Raw genomic sequence first — 19,666 nt, forward strand, 5'->3', positions numbered from 1 at the left:
GCCGGATGCTCCGGGTCAAACGAGTGCTATCCCAGCGACCGCTACCAGTACTGAACCTGCCACACCGTAGACGATCCAGTAAGACCCATTAGGTTATAGCGAGCGTTCGCTCGGCGGGGCCGAACTGTCCGATGTGCGACCGGTGAGTTCCACGGTCGGCGACGGTCATCACCTATGACCGCGGCGCACGTGCCCGACCACTCGGCACCACCGGCCACACACCACCACACGAGAGGCCCGAGATGACCACGATCGACCTGTACTACGAGATCCACGGGCCCGACGACGGTTCCACACCGCTCGTCCTGGTACACGGCGGCGCCGGTGTGATCGACGTCGACTGGGGTCACGCGATCCGCGTGCTATCCCCACACCGCAGACTGATCGCCGTGGAGTTGCAGGGGCATGGCCACACCCCACACCATCGCCGGCCGTACACCTTCGACAACTCCGCCGCCGACATCGCGGCGCTGGTGGAGTCGCTCGGTGTGGGACAGGTCGACATCATGGGCTTCTCCAACGGCGGGCCGACGGTCCTGCGGTTCGCATTGCGTCGTCCCGAGCTCACCAGGCGTGTGGTGGTGGCCTCGGGTTTCACGCGCCGCGACGGCATGATCGACGGTTTCTGGGACTCCTTCGACGATCCGAGTCCGGACGGGGTGCCGCCGCTGCTCGCCGAGGCCTATGGCCGAATCAACCCCGACCCGGACGACTTCCGCCGGATGTTTGAACTCGACGTCACCCTGATGTGTGGATTCGTCGACTGGGCCGACGCCGACCTGGCGGGACTACGGGCGCCGGCGATGTTCGTCAGCGGTGACCGCGACATCGTCCGCGGCGAACACACCCTCGCGATGAGCCGACTCGCCCCGGACGGTCGAGCGCTGGTGGTGCCCGCGGCACACGGTGACTACCTGGGTGCGGTGGTCGCCGAGGAACTCGATGAGGCCCTCGTCGCCTCCACCTGGCGGCTGATCACCCGATTCCTCGACGGCGACTCGTGAGTCCAGGGAATAGCGCCTTTCCGCGCGTCGGTGACGCTACCGATGATCCGCTCGGTGACCGCACGGTCGAGGACCGTCAGGCGGAAACCGTCGGAGCCACAGAACCTGCCGTGAATCCCGTTCGCGGCCAGTGCCCGTCCCACGGCGAGGCCGCCGGCACCCGGCAGGTAGACGAAGTTGGCGTGGCCGTCGAGGGCCTCCACACCCACGGAGGCGAGGGATCGTGCGAGGTGTGTGCGTTCGGCGCGAACGGCCGACATCCGCGCGTCGAGTTCCCGGTGGGCCAACAGTGCCACCGGGACCGCGGCGGCCGCGGCCGCGCTGATCGCGAATGGTATCTCCTGGCTTTGGGCGCCGGCCACCGCCGACGGCGCACCGAATGCGTATCCGATCCGGACCCCGGCGAGCGCATGGGCCTTCGAGAAGGTGCGTAGCACACAGACATTCGGGAACTCCTCGGCAATGGCCACTGCGTCGACCGGGCACTCGCAGTACTCGATGTAGGCCTGGTCGAGGATGACCGGGAGCGCCCCGTCGAGATCCGCGAGGAACGCGCGCAGGCGCGACTCGCCGAGGACGGCGCCGGTCGGATTGTGTGGTGAACACAGGATCACCGCGGCGGTCGAGGAGTCGACCGCCGCGGCCAGGGCGTCGAGGTCGGGACATCCACGCTCGTCGAGAGGGGTGGTGACGAGTCGCACGCCGAGGATCCGCGCGAGAATGCCGAACCCGTCGAAGGTCGGGGCGGGTGTGAGGATGGTGGGGTCAGCGATCCCGTGCTCACGGGCGCACAACATGGCGTCGGCCATAATCGCTTGCGCCACCGCAGTTCCGCCCGGCCCGACGGTCACCTGATTCGCGCCGATTCCCAGATGGGCGGCGATGGCCAGGCGCGGCCGGTCGGCGGTGAACTCGGGATATCGATGGGCGTCGCGGGCGGCGGTCGCCATGGCCTCGACGACGGCGGGCAGCGGTGCGAACGCCGACTCGTTGAGGTCACAACGCACCGGCGCATCTGCGACGGTGGACCCGCGCGGGGTCACGACCGTCCGGACCAACGCACCGCGCAGGCCGCGGCGAAGTCACCGGCGTGGGCGAAGGCCGACATCATGATGACGTCACCGTCGGCGACCTTGCCGCTGTCGACGAGGGCGTCCAGCGTCATCGGGATACCGACCGCGAACAGATTGCCGCAGTCGTCGAAGGTGTCCGGATGCCGTGACTCCGGCAACTCGAGGGCCTCGCGCCAGTTCCGGAGGAAGATGCGCTTCGGCTGATTGGTGATGAACCAGTCCAGATCCCGCGGCGCCACCGGGATTCGGCCGGCGACCTCGTAGGACACCTCCGGCACGAGACGGTTTCCGCGGGAAAGCACCTTGGCGATCTTGGCGTCGGTGAAGCCGACGTGGATCTGGCCGGGGCCGGCCTCCCAATACTTGCGTGGCGGATCGCTGACCGCGGTCATATCCGCCGAGTACTCCCCGAATGACCGGCACACCGTGGCCAGCACCGGATTGCACCCGTCGAGGGTGAGCACGGCCACCGCGGCACCATCCCCGGGAATCGCCGCCTGCGCCTTGGGCCGCACCTGTTCCTGCGTGAAGATCTGACCGGCGGTGTTGGTGGCCACCCCGATCAGTGCCTTGCCTCCGCCGCGGACGCGCAGGAGTGCGCCGGCGATCTCGATCATGTGCACGAAGGCGGCGCATCCGCCGTTGTGGACGTCGAGGACGGTCGTCGGCCGCAACCCCAGGCGATGGGCCACCTCGCCCACGCATCCGCGCACCGGGACCTCGGGAAGCTGGCTGTGGGTGAGCACCACGTCCACGTCGTCGAGGTAGTCCGAACCGTGCCGATCGGCCAATACCGCTGCCGCAGCGACGATCATGTCGGCCGAGGTCTCCCCGTCCGCCGCATGATGGCGGTGTGCGGGGGCTCGGAACATCACATTGTCGGCGAGTGCGTCGTCGGCCGCATACTCGGCGAACCACGTGGCCGGTACCCGGTTGGTGGGGCGGTAGGTCGCCACGTCGGCCAGGCTGATCGCGGGGCTGATCGAGGCGGTCATGAACGCATCCATTCCGGGGTGAGGGGAAGACCGGCGCGGTGCCGGGACTCGGCAATCGCGGTGAGATTGTCGAGTTCGACCTGATGCCCGGCGGCGAACATGTCCCAGAGATCGCCGACCCACTCCTCCCGGCCCGCGGGGGCGGTATCCGGGTAGGGGTTCGAGTCATAGAACGGGTGCCGGCAGTTGGTCCACGTGACCACCGAACCGGGGCGATTCAGGACCACCTGCGCGTCGACGACCCGCATGAGATAGACCATCCACAGGTGATCGGGTTGGTCCCACGCGCAGTGATAGTCCACCGTCATCGCGTCATCGTGGGTGACGGCCCGCACGTAGATGTCGGTGTCGTCATTGAGGCGATCCTGGCCGAGGAACAGTCCGGGCGTCCGCGTGACGCGCAGACCCCGTGTGCTGTACGTCCATTCCTCGAGTGTCCGGGGGTCGGCGAGCCATGCGTACAGCGGGCGCGGCGGCGCGTCGACGTAGCCCTGCACGGTGCAGTAGTCGCCGTAGATCTGCTGATGCGGATAGACCGACCGGATTCGGTCGACGAGCATCGGTGTCGACTCGGCCCGGGAATGGGTCTCGACCCTGATCACTCCCGGCAGGTGTTCTCCCTCGGGAAGATCCGACAATGCGGTGGTGGTCGTCGTCATGGGTGTCCTCTCAGAAACGGTGCAAACGGCGGTAGGTCGTCGGCGTCGACCTCGACGACGACGCAGTTCGGCCCGGGATGTGTCAGTGCGGCGCCGAGGGCCGCGTCGAGCTCGCCGGATTCGGTCACATGCCAGACGGTCAGCGTCGGGAACATCGCGTCGAGTCCGGCGGCGAAGTCGGTGTGCCGGAAGCTGTTCAGCGATGAGGTGGCCGGGAAGTACAGATCCTCACGGGTGCGGCACATGCCGTGGGCGTCGTTGTTCGCCACCACGATCGTGATCGGCGCATCGTGCTCGATCGCCGTGTGGATCTCCATGCCGTGCATCAGGAAGGATCCGTCGCCGGCTATCACCACCGTGCGCGCGGGCGCACCTCCGGCGCCACCGGCGATGGCGACACCGACACCGGCCGCAATCGCGTATCCCATGCCGCCCATGCCCAGGGCCACGGCGAACCGTCCGACACCGAAGGGCAGGTGGTGGATTGCGGCGGCTCCGGTGTTGCCGGCGTCGGCGAACACCGCGGCATGTTCGGGCAGTGCCGCGCCGACGGCCTCGATCACCGAACGCATGTCGGGGTGCGGGCCGTCGGACCGCGGGGTCACGAGGGCGACGACCTCGCGGGCGGCGCCTCCGGGCGCGCACCTCGACTGTCGACGAATGCGTGAGACCAATTGTGCGAGAGCATATTCGAGGTGAACACACTCGATGTGGCGAACGCCGCCGGTGCGCGGCTGATGCGCGCCGAGATGAACGACGGTCCGCTCTGCGAGGATGTCGTCGAGCCCGCCGCGATCGGTCAACGACATCCGGCAGCCGAGCACCAGGATCGTCGACGCCGCAGCCAGGGCGGCATGTGCCGACGGGTGACCCATCACCCCCGTCACTCCCGCGCACCCGGGTCCGGCGATGTCCCGCCCGCCCGGGGACACCACCGTGGTGGCGCCGAGCAGATCGGCGAGCTCCGTCACCGCGTCACCAAGGTGACGCCGTGCCGCCTCCTCGCCTGACCAGATGCACACCTGCCCAGGATCTACTGTACGGCAGAGGGTTTCGGCGATGTGATCCAACACGTCCGGGCGCGGATGAGTCGTTACATCGGCCGGGGCGTCGATATGCGCGCTCCTGGTGACTGCCGCTCCGGAAAAGTGCTGTGCCGCAATATTCTTCGGTATCACAACGGCCGCCGGCAACGATCGGCGCAGTGTCGTGGTGGCAGTGTCGAGTGCGGCGTCGAGGTGGTCGACGGTGTGCACCACCGCAACGGCGCCGACAACCCCGGACAGCACCGACTCGAGATCGATGGTGTCCGGTGGCGACAGCATGTCCTGGAATCCACCGCGGCCGACAGCGTTCGAGGGCGGTGCTCCGATGACGGCGAGTACGGGCACCCGACTGTCATACGACTCGCCGAGTGCGGCGATGACGTTGAGGGCTCCGCCGCCCGAGGTGGTCAGCACCGCCGACGGCGCGCCTCGCATGCGGGCCACGCCGTCGGCCATCGCGCCGGCCGCGAACTCGTGTTTCGCGATCACCGGCGTGATGCCGGGGTGAGCCGATGCCGCGTCGAAGATGTCCTCGATGTTGGCGCCGTGCACCCCGAACACCGTCGAGATGCCCAGTTCGTACAGTCGTGCGCAGACATGATCGGCGACCCTGGCCGATCGCGCACCCGGCGTCATCTGCGAGGCGGATCAGTGTGCGGCCAGAAAGCGGTCCATCGTCCGCTCCGCGAGTGCCGTGATGGTGAGGGACGGATTGACCAGGCCGACGGCCCCCGGGGCGAACGCACCGTCGACGACGTAGAGGTTGTCGTAGCCCTTGACCGCGCCGTTCGCATCGGCGGCCTGTCCGACCACCACTCCGCCGAGTCCGTGGAAGGTAGCGCCCGAACCAAAGCCGGAGAGACGGTCGTACACCGGAATCCCGTTGAGCGCGTGCCCGAATCGACCCTCGGTCCGGTCATGGAAGTGCCGGGCGAAGGCGATGGCCTGCCGGTCCAGGTCGCTGGTGCCCGCGGGGTGCGGATAGTTCAGCGTGGTGCGGCCGGTGGTGTGGTCGTAGTCGATGGTGCCGCGCTCGTCGGTGTGGACCTGGATGAGGTGTGTGGTCGCCAGTGAGCCGGCCGGGGCCGGGAAGGGACTGGCCTGATAGATCATCGTCGCCGGCCCGCCGGGCATGCGATCCTCCCGGATCCGGGCATACCCGGGACCACCTTGGACCGGCCCGTGCTGATCGCGCAGCGCGGTACGGATGATCAGGAAGTCGCCGTTGCCGCCGAAGCCGTTGCCGATCTTGGGGGACAGGCGCGGCAGCGTTCCGCGCGCCCGGGCCTGTACCAGCAGCGAGGTGGTGTGGAACGAGCCCGCGGCCATGAACAGGTAGTCGGCCTCGGTGGTGACGATCCGCACGGTGCGCCCGGCGTCGTCGATGAGTCGTGACCGCACGACGTAGCCCGGTCGCCGGGTGCGCTCGGTGATCTCGAAGACCTCGTGCATCGGTTTGATCGTCACGAATCCGGTGCGTTCGGCCGCCGGCAGGTAGTTGTGGTCGACGGAGTTCTTGGCGCCGCTGTTGACGCCGTAGGACAGGTCGCCGATGGATACGCCCTTCGGTGCGCGACCCGCCAACTCGGCCCGCACGCGGTCCCAGTCGATCGCGTAGTCGACGAATTGCGGCGCGATTCCATAGCGCTTGAGGATCGTCAGCCACGACCGGGCGCCGACGTAGTTGGGATGCGCCAGGATGTCATCGGGGAGCGGGCCGGTACCCAACACCTTCCGGGCGCGCGGGAAGTAGGTGCGCGACAGTTCGTCGTATCCGCTACCACCGGGGAAGACATGCTCGAAGTCGGCCTTGTCCGGCTGCAGGGTGAAGGCCCCGAACACCAGTGAGCCGCCACCGACGCCGGCCCCGTGGACCGATTCGATCCCGTTGCCGCGGATCGTGTCGAGCACACCGGGGTAGGGGGTGGTGGGCGTCCGGCCGACGCTGGAGATCCCGGCGGTGGTGTCGAACCAGGCGGCCCGCCGGTCAGGGCGGTCGAAGGTGGCGAAGGTGTTGCCGTCGCCCCGGATCGGCCATCGGCGGCCGCGTTCGAGGACCGTCGTGCGGATTCCGGCCTGCCCCAACCGCAGGGCCGCAACGGCCCGGCCGAAGCCGCTGCCGATGACGATGGCGGTGGCACCGTCGGCGGCCCTCGCGGGTGCGGCGGCGAACGTGGAACCGAGTCCGGCGGCGGCGAGGCCGGCACCCACCGACCCGACACCGATGCCGCGCAGCAGAGAGCGTCGGGTCAGGGGGGCGGTCGGGAGTCCCGTGGACGAGAAGTCTGAATGCACCCTGTGAAGCTAGCCAGAAAATTAGGCTAGGCATACCTCTTTAGGGGCACCTGGGTGTGATTCACGTCTCACTTCCCGCATTTCGCGAGACACGCACCGATTCCTCTACGAGATCGAGAACTTTGTGCAGGTCATCGGTGGGTTGGCCGGTCGCGAGCCGCGTGATCAACCCGTCGAGGACGAGGTCGAGGTACCCCACGAGGACCTCGGTGGGCACGTCGTCACGGAGTCGGCCCGAGGCGCGGCCTCGTTCGAGTCGCGCCGCCGTGGCCTTCTCCAGATCCGCCGAGTGGGCGCTCCACGCATCCCGGAACTTGGTGTCGGTGCGCAACTTCCGGGCGATCTCGAGCCGGGTGCCGAGCCAGTCGAAGTCCTGCGGGCTGGTCAACATGTCCCGCATGACCTGGACGAGGCCCTGCTCGGCCGCCACGTCGGCCATCCGCTCGGCGTCCTCCTGCGCGAGGGCGAGGAACAACGCCTCCTTGTCCCGGAAGTGGTGAAAGATCGCACCGCGCGACAGACCCGTCGACTCCTCGATGCGTTTGACGGTGGCTCCGTCGTATCCGTACTCCGCGAAGCAATGCCGCGCGCCGTCGAGAATCTCCCGACGACGCGCGGCAAGGCGGTCATCGCTGACCTTGGGCACTGTGCAGATACCCCCGATCAGCCCTTGATCATGTTGCGCAGCACGTACTGCAGAATGCCTCCGTTGCGGTAGTAATCGGCCTCACCGGGGGTGTCGATGCGCACCTTGGCGTCGAACTCGACCGTCGAGCCGTCCTCCTTGGTGGCGGTGACGTGAACCGTGCTCGGGGTGGTACCCGAGTTCAGCTCCTCGATACCGGTGATGTCGAAGGTCTCCGTGCCGTCGAGGCCCAGCGACTTGTGCGACTCGCCCTCCGGGAACTGCAGCGGGATGACACCCATACCGATCAGGTTCGAGCGGTGAATACGCTCGAAGCTCTCGGTGATGACGGCCTTGACGCCCAGCAGGCTGGTGCCCTTGGCGGCCCAGTCACGCGAACTTCCGGTGCCGTACTCCTTGCCACCGAGCACGACCAGCGGAGTACCCGCGGCGGCGTAGTTCTGCGCGGCGTCGTAGATGAAGGCCTGCGGCGCACCCTCCTGAGTGAAGTCGCGGGTGTAACCACCGGTGACATCGACGAGCTGGTTGGCCAGGCGGATATTGCCGAAGGTCGAGCGGATCATCACCTCGTGGTTACCGCGGCGGGCACCCAGCGAGTTGTAGTCCTTTCGGGCCACCCCGTGCTCGTCCAGGTACTGCGCGGCGGGGGTGCCGGGCTTGATGGTCGACGCGGGGGAGATGTGGTCTGTGGTGACCGAGTCGCCCAGCTTCGCCAGCACACGCGCGCCCTTGATGTCGCTGACCGGGTCGGCCTCGAGCTTCATGCCCTCGAAGTACGGGGGCTTACGCACATAGGTCGACTCGTCGTCCCACTCGAAGGTCTTGCCGTCCGGCGTCGGCAGGTTCTGCCACCGCTCGTCGCCCTTGAAGACGTCGGCATAGTCCTCGGCGTACTGCTCGGCCGAGATGGAGCTCTTGATGGTCTCGGCGATCTCCTCGTTGGACGGCCAGATGTCCTTGAGGAACACATCGTTTCCGTCGGTGTCCTGACCCAGCGGATCGGTCTCGAAGTCGAAGTCCATCGTGCCGGCCAGGGCGTAGGCGATGACCAGCGGCGGCGACGCGAGGTAGTTCATCTTCACGTCGGGGTTGATGCGACCCTCGAAGTTGCGGTTACCCGAGAGCACCGCGGTGGCGGTCAGATCGTTGTCGTTGATCGCCTTGGAGATCTCCTCCGGCAGCGGTCCCGAGTTGCCGATGCAGGTGGTGCAGCCGTAGCCGACTAGGTAGAAGCCGACCTTCTCCAGGTACGGCCAGAGGCCGGCCTTGTCGTAGTAGCCGGTGACGACCTGCGAACCCGGGGCCATCGAGGTCTTGACCCACGGCTTGGAGGTCAGGCCCTTCTCGACCGCCTTCTTGGCGAGCAGGCCTGCGCCCAGCATCACCGACGGGTTGGAGGTGTTGGTGCAGCTGGTGATCGAGGCGATCGTCACGATGCCGTGGTCCAGCACCATCGTGCCGCGTTCGGCCGACTCCACCACGACGGGCTTGGACGGACGGCCCGCCGAACCCTTCGACGCGTCGTGCGCCGGAACCTCGTCGTCGGAGAACGACAGCTTGGCCGCACCGGGCGAGGTGGCCGGCGCGTCGGAGGCCGGGAAGCTCTCCTCGCTGGCTTCGTCCACGCCGTTGATCTGCGGGGTGTTGCCCTCTTCGACGTAGTTGTGGATGTCCTTGCGGAAGGCGTTCTTGGCGTCCCACAGTTCGATGCGGTCCTGCGGGCGCTTCGGGCCGGCGATCGACGGGACGACCGTCGACAGGTCGAGCTCCATGTACTCCGAGTACTCGGCCTCGGCGGCATCCTTCTCCAGCCACATGCCCTGTTCCTTGGCGTACGCCTCGACGAGGTCGAGGGTCTCCTGGCTGCGGCCGGTGAGCTTGAGGTAATTGATGGTCTCGCCGTCGATCGGGAACATCGCACAGGTCGAGCCGAACTCGGGGCTCATGTTGCCGATGGTGGCGCGGTTGGCCAGGGGCACCTCGGCCACGCCGTTGCCGTAGAACTCCACGAACTTGCCGACCACGCCGTGCTTGCGGAGCATGTCGGTGATGGTGAGCACCACGTCGGTGGCGGTCACACCCGGCTTGGCGGCACCGGTGAGCTTGAAACCGACGACGCGCGGGATGAGCATCGACACGGGCTGTCCGAGCATCGCTGCCTCGGCCTCGATACCGCCGACGCCCCAACCGAGCACGCCCAGGCCGTTCTCCATGGTGGTGTGCGAGTCGGTGCCGATGCAGGTGTCGGGGTAGGCGACACCGTCACGCACCATGATGGAACGGGCCAGGTGCTCGATGTTGACCTGGTGGACGATGCCGGTGCCCGGGGGGACAACCCGGAAGTCGTCGAACGCGCCCTGGCCCCAGCGGAGGAACTTGTAGCGCTCCTCGTTGCGCTGGTACTCGATCTCGACGTTGCGCTCGAGGGCCTGCGAATTGCCGAAGGCCTCGATGATGACGGAGTGATCGATGACCATCTCGGCCGGTGCGAGGGGATTGACCTTCTCCGGGTCGCCACCGAGTTCCTTGACAGCGTCGCGCATGGTCGTCAGGTCCACCACGCACGGGACGCCGGTGAAGTCCTGCATGATGACGCGCGCCGGGGTGAACTGGATCTCGATGCTCGGTTCGGCCGAGGGATCCCAGTTGGCGATCGCCTCGATGTGCTCCTTGGTGATGTTCGCGCCGTCTTCGGTGCGCAGGAGGTTCTCGGCGAGGACCTTCAGGGCGTAGGGGAGTTTCTCGGTGCCCTTGACCGCGCTGAGGCGGAAGATCTCGTAGGAGTTGTCGCCCACCTCAAGGGTGCCCTGGGCGCCAAACGAATTGATGCTCACGTTGTTCCACTCTCCTCTGGCCGACGGGCTGCGTCGGCATTGTGCGTCCCGGGCGAGAAGTCCGGGCCTACTCCGGGCTCATCGGCGAGCGTCACCATCTCGTCGACTCTGACCATCCCCCGACGGGCTGCGCCGGGGTCGTGCTGTTGTGTCATCCAGCTGTGTCATCCAGCGACCGCGGGGTTTCCGCGGCGACGCAAACCAGTCTAACAGTACGTCCGTACTGTTAACAACCACCGACACGCGCGCGAGCCACGGCGGACCCGGTGGCCCATGACCATCCCATTCTGTCGTACCGTGCTGGTCGAGGTTCGGTGAGCAGACGCCGCACCACGCACATTTAATGATCGTGAAACGTGGCCGTCCGGTTCCGGGCGGGTCACCTGGTGGTGTGAGGAAGCGACAGCATGACTCCTGGCCCCGTCGCCGACGGCTCGCTGATTCTCGCCGCTCCGGTGGCCGCCCCGGCGTCGGAGTACGACTCGCCGGGCGTCACCGACACCACGGCGCCCGGTGGCATCGTCCTCGCGACCATCGCCGACGGCCTGCGCGACGATCACGTCTACACCCAGAACCCCGATCAGGTCGACGCGTTGCGTGCCGTGGTGAATCACGCCCAGGGACAGGGCCACGACATCAACATCGTCGTCCTCGACCAGAAGATGCCGGTGTTCACCATGTACCGCGACATCGCCACCGAGTTGCAGCAACAGGTCGGTGGAACGGTCCTGGTGTTCGGACCGAACGCGGTCGGGAGTGCCTCTCCGGAGTTCAGTCGCGTGGTCCTCGAGGAGTCGACCGACAAGCTCACCCTGTCCAACCCGCCGCAGGCGGCCGCGGAGATGGTCGATTCGATCACGGCTCCGAGCCTGGATTGGACGCTGATCACGCTGGTGTTGATGGTCGTCGTCGCGATCGGCGCCGTCCTCGGCCGCCTTCGGTCGTTGCGTCGACGTGCCGATGATCCAGATCATGAGGCGGAGGTCGACCCGACGCCCGCTTCCGCGGTGGCGAACGACTGATCGCCAACCGGGCAGCGTCTCGCCGTCGCCGCTCGGCTTCTCATGATCGGCCGCATCTACACGGGCCGCATCTACACCGGGGCGCCGAGCTCTCCAAGTGTCGCGACCGCCGACGCCCGGCTCTGTTACCAATTCGAAACGTGACCAGAGGTCGCGGACTTTCGGCTGTTCACGCCCATCTCTGCAGGTAATCACGTCTTTGTAATTCGTTGCGCTTGTTTTCGCGAGTGGTAGATGTGACGTACGGTTCCAATGTCACGTGTGGTGCATCTGCTCATCAGTGCGCTCCATGTGATGCGAGTTGTACATGCGACAGAGGTGCGCCTGTGCGGGGGTTTCTGACGGCCATCGGAGCCGGAGGGGCAGATCGACTGCCACGCACCCGCACTCGGCAAACGGTGAGGGAGCAGCCAGTGAGGCGAAGGACCACGGCGACACGCCGCGATGTGCCGCGGCGTCGGCTGCAGGTCACGGCCGCGGTGGCGTCCGTCATCGCCGGTGCCGCCGCCATGATGGGGCCGGCCCACGCCGCACCGACTCCGACGACCTCCCCGGTCTCGTCCCTGATCAATCAGATCGCGCAGGTCAACCAGAACCTAAGCGACCTCGACAAGGCCGTCGCATTGCGCCAGGAGGCGGCCAATCATGCGGTCGTCGACTACCAGAACGCCCTGGCCGCTCAGCGCCTGGCCAGTGTGGCGGCCACCAATGCCCGGTCGTCGCTCACCCGCGCGACGCAGGCAACCGCGGCCGCCCAGCGCGAGTTCGACGAGTTCGTCCGGTCGGTCTATCGGACCGGGGGAAATCAGGCCACCATGTCGAACTACCTGTCGTCGCCGGATCCGCAGCGTGTCCTCGACCGGGCGGCGGTGATCGACCAGATCGGTCGCGATCAACAGCAGACCATCCGCCGGCTGCAGGTGGCGCGCAATCAGCAGGCCAACCAGGTCGCGGCGCTCGAGGCGACCAAACGGCAGACCGCCTATGCCACCGAGGGAGCGGCGACCCGTCGTGACTCGGCGGTCGCGGCGGTGACCGAGGCCCGTACCGCGATCGTCGACCAACAACGTCAACGCGCCACCCTGATTCGGCAGCGTGACTCGGTGCAGGCGCGGCTCGACGCGCTCCGCGGCACCGTGCGCCCGACCCCGGTCGCCGACCCGGAGCCCACCGACCTGCTCACCGGCCTGTTCCGCAACCTCCCCGGACAACAACAACCGGGTCCCGCGGCGATCAGTCCCACCCAGGCCGAGGGCGACAACCAGACGATGCAGGTGGCCGCCGAGGCCGCGGCACGACTGGCGCTCGATGTCTCGCAGAAGGTGCTCGCCGCCCTCGTCGGGCAGCAGCAGGTGCCGCATTCGGAACTGCTCGACGAACTGGGAGTCGGCGGCGCGGGACTCGGCAGCGACGGCGGTGGCGACACCCTGAGCGCCCGCCTCGGCTCGGGCAGCCTCGGCAGCCTGTTCGGCAGTTCCGGCGGTGGCGGCGGCGTGGTCCGACCCGGTCTGCGCGGACCCCAGGCGGTCGAGATCGTCGTCAACCGGGCCCTGTCGCAACTCAACGTGCCGTACGCGTGGGGCGGCGGAAACGCCGAGGGCCCGACCCAGGGCATCCGCGACGGCGGTGTCGCCGACAGCTACGGCGACTACGCCAAGGTCGGCTACGACTGCTCGGGCCTGATGGTCTACGCCTTCGCCGGTGTCGGCATCGAACTGCCGCACTACACGGGTTACCAGTACACCTCCGGACCGCAGTTCCCCCTCGCCCAGATGCAACGCGGCGACATGATCTTCTACGGTCCCAACGCCAGCGAGCACGTCGCGTTGTACCTCGGCGACGGCAAGATGGTCGAGGCCCCGCAATCCGGCGACGTGGTCAAGGTGTCGCCGGTGCGCACCGACGGCGCCATGCCCAACGTCGTGCGCCTGCTCTGAGCCCACACTCACTCGACCGGCCGACACCCGCCCCGACCTTCGTGGCAAGTTCTCAGTCGACGCCGCTAGGCTGGCAACGGCGCGCGGCGCGAGGGTCCGCACCGCCACCACATCACCTCGCCGAGGACAGGAGTAGGGGTTGACCTCACATCCCACCGCCGATTCGTCGGCACCGACCGGCGGCGCCGGTGGCGTCGAATTGAGTGACAGCGACGTCAAGCTGGTGGAACGAGCGATCTACGAGGTCAAACGTGTCATCGTCGGACAGGATCAGCTCGTCGAGCGCATCCTCGTCGGTCTGCTGGCCCGCGGGCACATCCTCCTCGAGGGCGTGCCCGGCGTCGCCAAGACCCTGGCCGTGGAGACCTTCGCCACCGTGATCGGCGGCAGCTTCTCGCGTGTCCAGTTCACCCCCGACCTCGTGCCCACCGACCTCATCGGCACCCGTATCTACCGCCAGGGCCGCGAAGAGTTCGACACCGAACTCGGACCGGTGGTCGCCAATTTCCTCCTCGCCGACGAGATCAACCGCGCGCCGGCCAAGGTTCAGTCCGCGCTGCTGGAGGTCATGGCCGAGCGGCATGTGTCGATCGGCGGGACCACCTACCCGATGCCGGATCCGTTCCTGGTGATGGCGACGCAGAACCCGATCGAGAACGAGGGCGTGTACCCGTTGCCCGAGGCGCAGCGGGACCGCTTCCTGTTCAAGGTCCTCGTCGACTACCCCTCGGTCGAGGAGGAACGCGAGATCGTCTACCGGATGGGCAATGTGCCGCCGACGGCCTCGCGGATCCTCGACCCCGAGACGACGATCCGCCTGCAGCGCACCGCCGCCAACGTATTCGTCCACCACGCGCTGGTCGACTACGTCGTGCGCGTCATCAACGCCACCCGCCGGCCCGCCGAGGTCGGTCTCACCGATGTCGCGAGCTGGTTGTCCTACGGCGCCTCACCTCGCGCGACGCTCGGTATCGTCGCCGCGGCGCGGGCACTGGCCCTGGTGCGCGGCCGCGATTACGTGATCCCCGCCGATGTCGTCGAGATCATCCCGGACGTGTTGCGGCACCGGCTGGTTCTCAGTTACGACGCCCTCGCCGACGAGGTCACCGCCGATGCCGTCATCGCGCGCATCCTGCAGACCATCGGACTTCCCCAGGTGGGCGCGCAACCCGTCGCCCCGACCCCCGGGTATCCCGCTCAGGCGCCCGCGGTACCGCCGGCACCCACCGAGTATCCGGCACCCGGACAGGGCGGCCCCGGCGTGGGGAATCCCGTACAGCCGCCGGTGCCGAATGCGGCCGCGGCACCCGTTCCGAACCAGGCACCCGCGCAGTATGGCGGCCAATAGCGATCTGCCGTCGCTCGGGGCGGGGGTGGCCGAGGAGCCGCAGCTGACGGCCGCCCTCAAGATGCTCGAGCTGACGGTCCGCCGCAAGCTCGACGGCGTACTCCAGGGCGAGCACCTCGGACTCATCCCCGGGCCGGGATCCGAGCCGGGGGAGGCCCGTCCCTACCAGCCCGGTGACGACATCCGTCAGATGGAGTGGTCGGTCACCGCCCGCACCACCCAGCCCCACGTCCGTCAGATGATCGCCGACCGCGAGTTGGAGACCTGGCTGGTCGTCGATGCCTCGGCAAGCCTCGATTTCGGCACGGTGAACTGCACGAAACGCGACCTCGCGGTCGCCGCCGCGGCCGCGATCGTGCATCTGACCTCCGGCGGCGGCAACCGGCACGGCGCCATCATCGTGACCGGTGATCAGGTGGTGCGGATCCCGGCACGAACCGGCCGGATGCACGCCCAGCACCTGCTCAAGGCCATCGCCACCACCAAACGTGCCTCGGCGGGCGTGCGTGGTGACCTCAACGCCGGCATCGAGGCGCTGCGTCGACCGGAGCGTCGACGCGGACTGGCCGTGGTGATCAGCGATTTTCTCGGACCGATCGACTGGGAGCGATCGCTGCGGGCGATCGGCGGCCACCACGAGTTGCTGGCCGTTGCGGTCCTCGATCCCCGAGATCAGGAACTCCCGCCGGTCGGACAGGTCCGGCTGGCCGACGCCGAGTCCGGTGACATCCGCGAGGTGACCATCACCGACGGCCTGCGCCGGGACTTCGCCGCGGCTGCGCAGGCGCACGAGAATCAGGTGCTGCGCACCATCCGCAGCTGCGGTGGACCGGTGCTGTCGTTGCGCACCGATCGGGACTGGCTGACCGACGTCGTGAAGTTCGTCGGCCGACGACGCCGCGGGCTCGCGGCCGGGGTGGGGTGAGGTCGCGGTGTTCTCCAACCCCTGGTGGCTGTTCCTTGCCCTGCTCGTCGTCGTCCTCGGCGGCTGTTACGCCTACATCCTGCGTGCGCGTCGCCGGCGTACCCTGCAGTTCGCGAATCTCGAGGTGCTCGACCAGATCACCCCACCCGAGAAGAAATGGATGCGGTGGCTCCGGCACGCCCCGATCGCACTGTTGATGGTCGCGTTGTTGCTGCTGGTGGTGGCCGCCGCCGGTCCGCAGGCCGACCGCAAGGTGCCCCGCAACAAGGCCACGGTCATCCTCGTCATGGACGTCTCCCGATCCATGGAGGCCACCGACGTCGCGCCGTCGCGGATCAAGGCCGCCCAGGCCGCCGCGAAGAAGTTCGCCGACGAACTCACCGACGGCATCAACCTCGGTCTGATCTCCTTTGCCGGCACCGCGTCGAACCTGGTGACGCCCACCCCCGATCACAACGCGACGAAGGCCGCGGTCGACAAGCTGGTGCTCGCCGACAAGACCGCCACCGGTGAGGGCATCTTCGCCGCGATCCAGCAGATCCAGACCCTCAACGCGGTGCTCGGTGGCGCGGCCGGAGCCCCGCCCGCACGGATCGTGCTGCTCTCGGACGGAAAGCAGACCGTCCCGGACGACCCGGACGACCCGCGCGGGGCGTTCACCGCGGCGCGCAAGGCCAAGGAGGAGAACATCCCGGTGTCGACGATCTCGTTCGGCACGATGACGGGCACGGTCGATCTCGACGGTGATCGGGTACCGGTTCCCGTCGATGACGACTCGTTGCGCGAGATCGCCAACCTGTCCGGCGGCACATTCTTCACCGCGTCGAGTCTCGACGAACTCAACAAGGTCTACGAGACACTGCAGGAGGAGATCGGCTACGAGATGCGCAAGGGCGACAACTCCCGTCCGTGGATCATCGCCGGAACCATCCTGGCGATCGTCGCGGTGATCGGGTCGCTGGTGATCAACCAGCGACTCCCCTGAGACGCGGGCCGATACGAACCGGACCTGACGGGAACCGGACAGGGCCGAACCGATAGGTTGGGGCGCATGGTGCAGAGCAACGAAGCCGGAAATGGTGAGAAGGTGTCGCGGTCGGTGCTGGTCACCGGTGGTAACCGGGGGATCGGACTGGCGGTGGCCCGCCGCCTCGCCGCCGACGGCCACAAGGTCGCGGTGACCCACCGCGGTTCGGGAGCGCCCGAGGGGCTGTTCGGCGTCGTCTGCGACGTGACCGACACCGAATCCGTCGACCGGGCGTTCGCCGAGGTCGCCGAGCACCAGGGCCCCGTCGAGGTGGTCGTCTCCAACGCCGGCATCACCGAGGACACGCTGATCATGCGGATGAGCGTGGACAGTTTCGAGAACGTCGTGAACGCCAACCTCACCGGCGCCTTCCGGGTGACCAAGGCGGCCACCCGCGGCATGCTGCGTGCCCGCTGGGGCCGGTTCATCTATCTCGGTTCGGTGGTCGCACTCATGGGTACCCCCGGTCAGGCCAACTACGCCGCGTCCAAGGCCGGCGTGATCGGACTCGCCCGGTCGGTGACGCGTGAGCTCGGTAGCCGCAACATCACCGCCAACGTCGTCGCACCGGGCCTCATCGACACCGACATGACCCGCGGACTGCCAGAGGAATACACCAAGACCGCGGTCGATCAGGCGATTCCGGCCAAGCGCATGGGACAGCCCGAGGAGGTCGCCGCCGTGGTGAGCTTCCTCGCCTCCGACGACTCCGCCTACGTCACCGGCAACGTGATCAACGTCGACGGTGGTCTGGGCATGGGGCACTGACCGTCACGTCCCGCGACTCCCACAGCAGCATCGGCTCACGCCGACCACGGCCCCGCCAACCAGATTCGACCACGTACGACAGGAGCCCCACCATGAGCGGAATCCTGGACGGGAAGACCGTCCTCATCACCGGCATCATCACCGACGCATCGATTGCGTTCCACACCGCCAAGGTCGCCCAGGAACAGGGCGCCAAGGTGATCATCACCGGCATCCCGGAGCGGCTGCGGCTCATCGACCGCATCGCCAAGCGCCTCCCACAGGAGGTGCCGCCGGCCATTGCCCTCGATGTGACCAACGAGGAGTCGCTGTCGGCCCTGGCCGACGCCGTGCGTGAACTCGCACCCGAAGGCGTTGACGGCGTGGTCCATTCGATCGCCTTCGCCCCCAAGACGCTGATGGGACCGGACGCGGTGCCGTTCCTCGACGGTCCCGGGCCCGACGTGGCCAAGGCGTTCGAGATCTCGGCATGGAGTTACGCGTCGCTGGCACGCGCCGTGCTCCCGGTGATGAACGAGGGCGGCTCGATCGTCGGGATGGACTTCGATCCGCGCACGGCGATGCCCGATTACAACTGGATGGGCGTGGCCAAGGCGGCGTTGGAGTCGGTGAACCGTTACGTGGCCCGCGAGGTCGGCTACGCCAAGCGAGTCCGGTCGAATCTGGTTGCCGCCGGACCGATCAAGACCCTTGCGGCCAAGGCGATCTCGGGCACCGCCACCGACGATGCCAAGAAGCTGAACATGCTCAACGACTACTGGAACGGGGCCTCGCCGATCGGCTGGGACGTCAACGACCCGGGGGTGGTCGGTACCAGCGTCTGCACCCTGCTGTCGGATTACCTGCCGGGCACCACCGGATCGATCGTCTACGTCGACGGCGGCGCCAGCCACAACACCTGGTTCCCGGAGGACTTCATCAAGTGAGCGTGCGTCGGTGAGCGACGGGGGTCTCGGCCGCGCCGACGTCGTCGGTGCCGATTTCGATGCGGTGCTGTTCCTGTCCTTCGGCGGGCCCAACGGCCCCGACGAGGTGATGCCGTTCCTGGAGAACGTGACCCGTGGTCGCGGCGTGCCCCGGGAACGACTCGAGGCGGTCGCCGAACACTACCTCCACTTCGGTGGGGTGTCGCCGATCAATCGCCTCAACCTCGACATGATCGAGACGCTGCGCGCCGAACTCGATTCCCGCGGACGTGGCGCTCTGCCGGTGTACTTCGGGAACCGTAACTGGCATCCGCTCATCGAGGACGTCCTCGTCGACGCCTATGACGACGGGCATCGTCGGTTCCTGCTGTTCCCGACGTCGGCGTGGGGTGGCTACTCCGGATGCCGGCAATATCACGAGGACATCGAGCGGGCGATCGCGGCGTTGACCGTGCGACGCCCCGCATCGGCCTCGGATCCGGTACTGGTGCGCAAACTTCCGCAGTACTGGGATCATCCGGCCATGGTGGCCGCCGGTCGCGACGCCATCGACCGGGCGGTGGCCGCACTGCCTGACGATGTTCGGGCGGGCAGCGATCGGGTGGGCAGCGATCGGGCGGGGGTGCGGTTGGTGTGCACCGCGCATTCGGTGCCGACGTCCGCCGACGCGGCATCCGGACCCGCCGCCGACGGTGGTGGTCTCTACTCGCGGCAGGTGGCACGCGCCGCCGAGCTCGTCGCGCACGCTGCGGGATTCACCGAGTTCGACCAGGTGTGGCAGTCACGATCCGGCCCGCCGCAGGTGCCATGGCTGGAGCCGGACATCTGTGATCATCTGGAAAATCTTGCCGCCGAGGGCGTTTCGCGGGTGGTTGTCTATCCGGTCGGATTCGTCTCCGATCACCTCGAGGTCATCTGGGACCTCGACAACGAGGCCGCCGATCTCGCCGCCCGGCTGGGAATGGCCTACGAACGCGCCGACACGGTCGGCACCGATCGGCGTTTCGTGGCGATGATCGCCGACCTCATCGAGGAGTATGTCACCGGCACAGGCGATCTGGGAGCGATGGGATGCGGCGACAATGGGCGGGTATGCCGCGACCGCTGTTGCGTTCCGGTGCGACGCCCGGCGCGTCGGTCCTGACCGGGCGTCGAGGTCGA

The 19,666-nt window shown here is 67.7% G+C and carries 16 protein-coding genes; 9 read left to right on the plus strand and 7 right to left on the minus strand.

Annotated features, from left to right (window positions below; genetic code table 11):
• Window positions 1-242: 242 nt before the first annotated feature.
• Entirely contained in the window at window positions 243-1,004 is a 762-nt protein-coding gene (locus tag ACWETB_RS05570) for an alpha/beta fold hydrolase (protein WP_452209867.1), read from the plus strand.
• Here the strand turns inward: ACWETB_RS05570 and ACWETB_RS05575 are convergent.
• The 7 genes from ACWETB_RS05575 to ACWETB_RS05605 all read right to left on the minus strand — a co-directional run bounded on the left by ACWETB_RS05575 (window position 911) and on the right by ACWETB_RS05605 (window position 10,552).
• On the minus strand, window positions 911-2,047 hold the full coding sequence (locus ACWETB_RS05575; protein ID WP_452209869.1) for a pyridoxal phosphate-dependent aminotransferase: 1,137 nt from the start codon (window positions 2,045-2,047) through the stop codon (window positions 911-913). The genes ACWETB_RS05570 and ACWETB_RS05575 overlap by 94 nt on opposite strands.
• Window positions 2,044-3,072 (minus strand): 3-oxoacyl-ACP synthase III family protein, encoded by a 1,029-nt coding sequence (locus ACWETB_RS05580; RefSeq protein WP_452209871.1) that lies wholly within the window; start codon window positions 3,070-3,072, stop codon window positions 2,044-2,046. The genes ACWETB_RS05575 and ACWETB_RS05580 overlap by 4 nt, the downstream gene beginning before the upstream one ends.
• Window positions 3,069-3,731 (minus strand): SRPBCC family protein, encoded by a 663-nt coding sequence (locus ACWETB_RS05585; protein WP_449742882.1) that lies wholly within the window; start codon window positions 3,729-3,731, stop codon window positions 3,069-3,071. The genes ACWETB_RS05580 and ACWETB_RS05585 overlap by 4 nt, the downstream gene beginning before the upstream one ends.
• Window positions 3,728-5,413: a thiamine pyrophosphate-binding protein gene (locus tag ACWETB_RS05590; RefSeq protein ID WP_452209873.1), complete on the minus strand. Its 1,686-nt coding sequence runs from the start codon at window positions 5,411-5,413 to the stop codon at window positions 3,728-3,730. The genes ACWETB_RS05585 and ACWETB_RS05590 overlap by 4 nt, the downstream gene beginning before the upstream one ends.
• A 12-nt stretch (window positions 5,414-5,425) precedes the next feature.
• Window positions 5,426-7,072, minus strand: coding sequence for a GMC oxidoreductase (locus tag ACWETB_RS05595; protein WP_452209875.1), 1,647 nt, complete (start codon window positions 7,070-7,072; stop codon window positions 5,426-5,428).
• 61 nt (window positions 7,073-7,133) lie between these two features.
• On the minus strand, window positions 7,134-7,718 hold the full coding sequence (locus tag ACWETB_RS05600) for a TetR/AcrR family transcriptional regulator (RefSeq protein ID WP_348803780.1): 585 nt from the start codon (window positions 7,716-7,718) through the stop codon (window positions 7,134-7,136).
• A gap of 17 nt (window positions 7,719-7,735) precedes the next feature.
• Window positions 7,736-10,552, minus strand: coding sequence for an aconitate hydratase (locus tag ACWETB_RS05605; protein ID WP_348803781.1), 2,817 nt, complete (start codon window positions 10,550-10,552; stop codon window positions 7,736-7,738).
• 407 nt (window positions 10,553-10,959) lie between these two features.
• On the opposite strand from ACWETB_RS05605, the gene ACWETB_RS05610 reads away from it, so the two are divergent.
• The 8 genes from ACWETB_RS05610 (at window position 10,960) to ACWETB_RS05645 (ending at window position 19,649) form a co-directional block, all read left to right on the plus strand.
• Complete coding sequence (locus tag ACWETB_RS05610; protein ID WP_452209877.1) at window positions 10,960-11,574, plus strand: Rv1476 family membrane protein; 615 nt, start codon at window positions 10,960-10,962, stop codon at window positions 11,572-11,574.
• A 509-nt stretch (window positions 11,575-12,083) separates the two neighbouring features.
• Window positions 12,084-13,511, plus strand: coding sequence for an NlpC/P60 family protein (locus ACWETB_RS05615; protein ID WP_348803940.1), 1,428 nt, complete (start codon window positions 12,084-12,086; stop codon window positions 13,509-13,511).
• A gap of 139 nt (window positions 13,512-13,650) precedes the next feature.
• Window positions 13,651-14,859, plus strand: a complete 1,209-nt coding sequence (locus ACWETB_RS05620; RefSeq protein WP_449742879.1) for an AAA family ATPase — start codon at window positions 13,651-13,653, stop codon at window positions 14,857-14,859.
• Complete coding sequence (locus ACWETB_RS05625; protein ID WP_449742878.1) at window positions 14,846-15,784, plus strand: DUF58 domain-containing protein; 939 nt, start codon at window positions 14,846-14,848, stop codon at window positions 15,782-15,784. Before ACWETB_RS05620 ends, ACWETB_RS05625 begins: the two co-directional genes overlap by 14 nt.
• A 7-nt stretch (window positions 15,785-15,791) precedes the next feature.
• Window positions 15,792-16,769, plus strand: coding sequence for a VWA domain-containing protein (locus ACWETB_RS05630; protein WP_348803785.1), 978 nt, complete (start codon window positions 15,792-15,794; stop codon window positions 16,767-16,769).
• A gap of 66 nt (window positions 16,770-16,835) precedes the next feature.
• Window positions 16,836-17,579, plus strand: a complete 744-nt coding sequence (gene fabG1 / locus ACWETB_RS05635) for a 3-oxoacyl-ACP reductase FabG1 (protein WP_348803786.1) — start codon at window positions 16,836-16,838, stop codon at window positions 17,577-17,579.
• A gap of 92 nt (window positions 17,580-17,671) precedes the next feature.
• Window positions 17,672-18,505, plus strand: coding sequence for an NADH-dependent enoyl-ACP reductase InhA (gene inhA / locus ACWETB_RS05640; protein ID WP_348803787.1), 834 nt, complete (start codon window positions 17,672-17,674; stop codon window positions 18,503-18,505).
• 10 nt (window positions 18,506-18,515) lie between these two features.
• Window positions 18,516-19,649, plus strand: a complete 1,134-nt coding sequence (locus ACWETB_RS05645) for a ferrochelatase (RefSeq protein WP_348803788.1) — start codon at window positions 18,516-18,518, stop codon at window positions 19,647-19,649.
• The last annotated feature ends 17 nt before the right edge of the window (window positions 19,650-19,666 follow it).

The organism is Gordonia sp. NPDC003950 (assembly GCF_053605205.1).

Coding starts and splice junctions, on each gene's coding strand:
- ACWETB_RS05570 (WP_452209867.1), top strand. CDS start 243: ATGACCACGATCGACCTGTACTACGAGATCCACGGGCCCGACGACGGT.
- ACWETB_RS05580 (WP_452209871.1), bottom strand. CDS start 3,072: ATGACCGCCTCGATCAGCCCCGCGATCAGCCTGGCCGACGTGGCGACC.
- ACWETB_RS05585 (WP_449742882.1), bottom strand. CDS start 3,731: ATGACGACGACCACCACCGCATTGTCGGATCTTCCCGAGGGAGAACAC.
- ACWETB_RS05590 (WP_452209873.1), bottom strand. CDS start 5,413: ATGACGCCGGGTGCGCGATCGGCCAGGGTCGCCGATCATGTCTGCGCA.
- ACWETB_RS05610 (WP_452209877.1), top strand. CDS start 10,960: ATGACTCCTGGCCCCGTCGCCGACGGCTCGCTGATTCTCGCCGCTCCG.
- ACWETB_RS05615 (WP_348803940.1), top strand. CDS start 12,084: ATGATGGGGCCGGCCCACGCCGCACCGACTCCGACGACCTCCCCGGTC.
- ACWETB_RS05625 (WP_449742878.1), top strand. CDS start 14,846: ATGGCGGCCAATAGCGATCTGCCGTCGCTCGGGGCGGGGGTGGCCGAG.
- fabG1 (WP_348803786.1), top strand. CDS start 16,836: ATGGTGCAGAGCAACGAAGCCGGAAATGGTGAGAAGGTGTCGCGGTCG.
- inhA (WP_348803787.1), top strand. CDS start 17,672: ATGAGCGGAATCCTGGACGGGAAGACCGTCCTCATCACCGGCATCATC.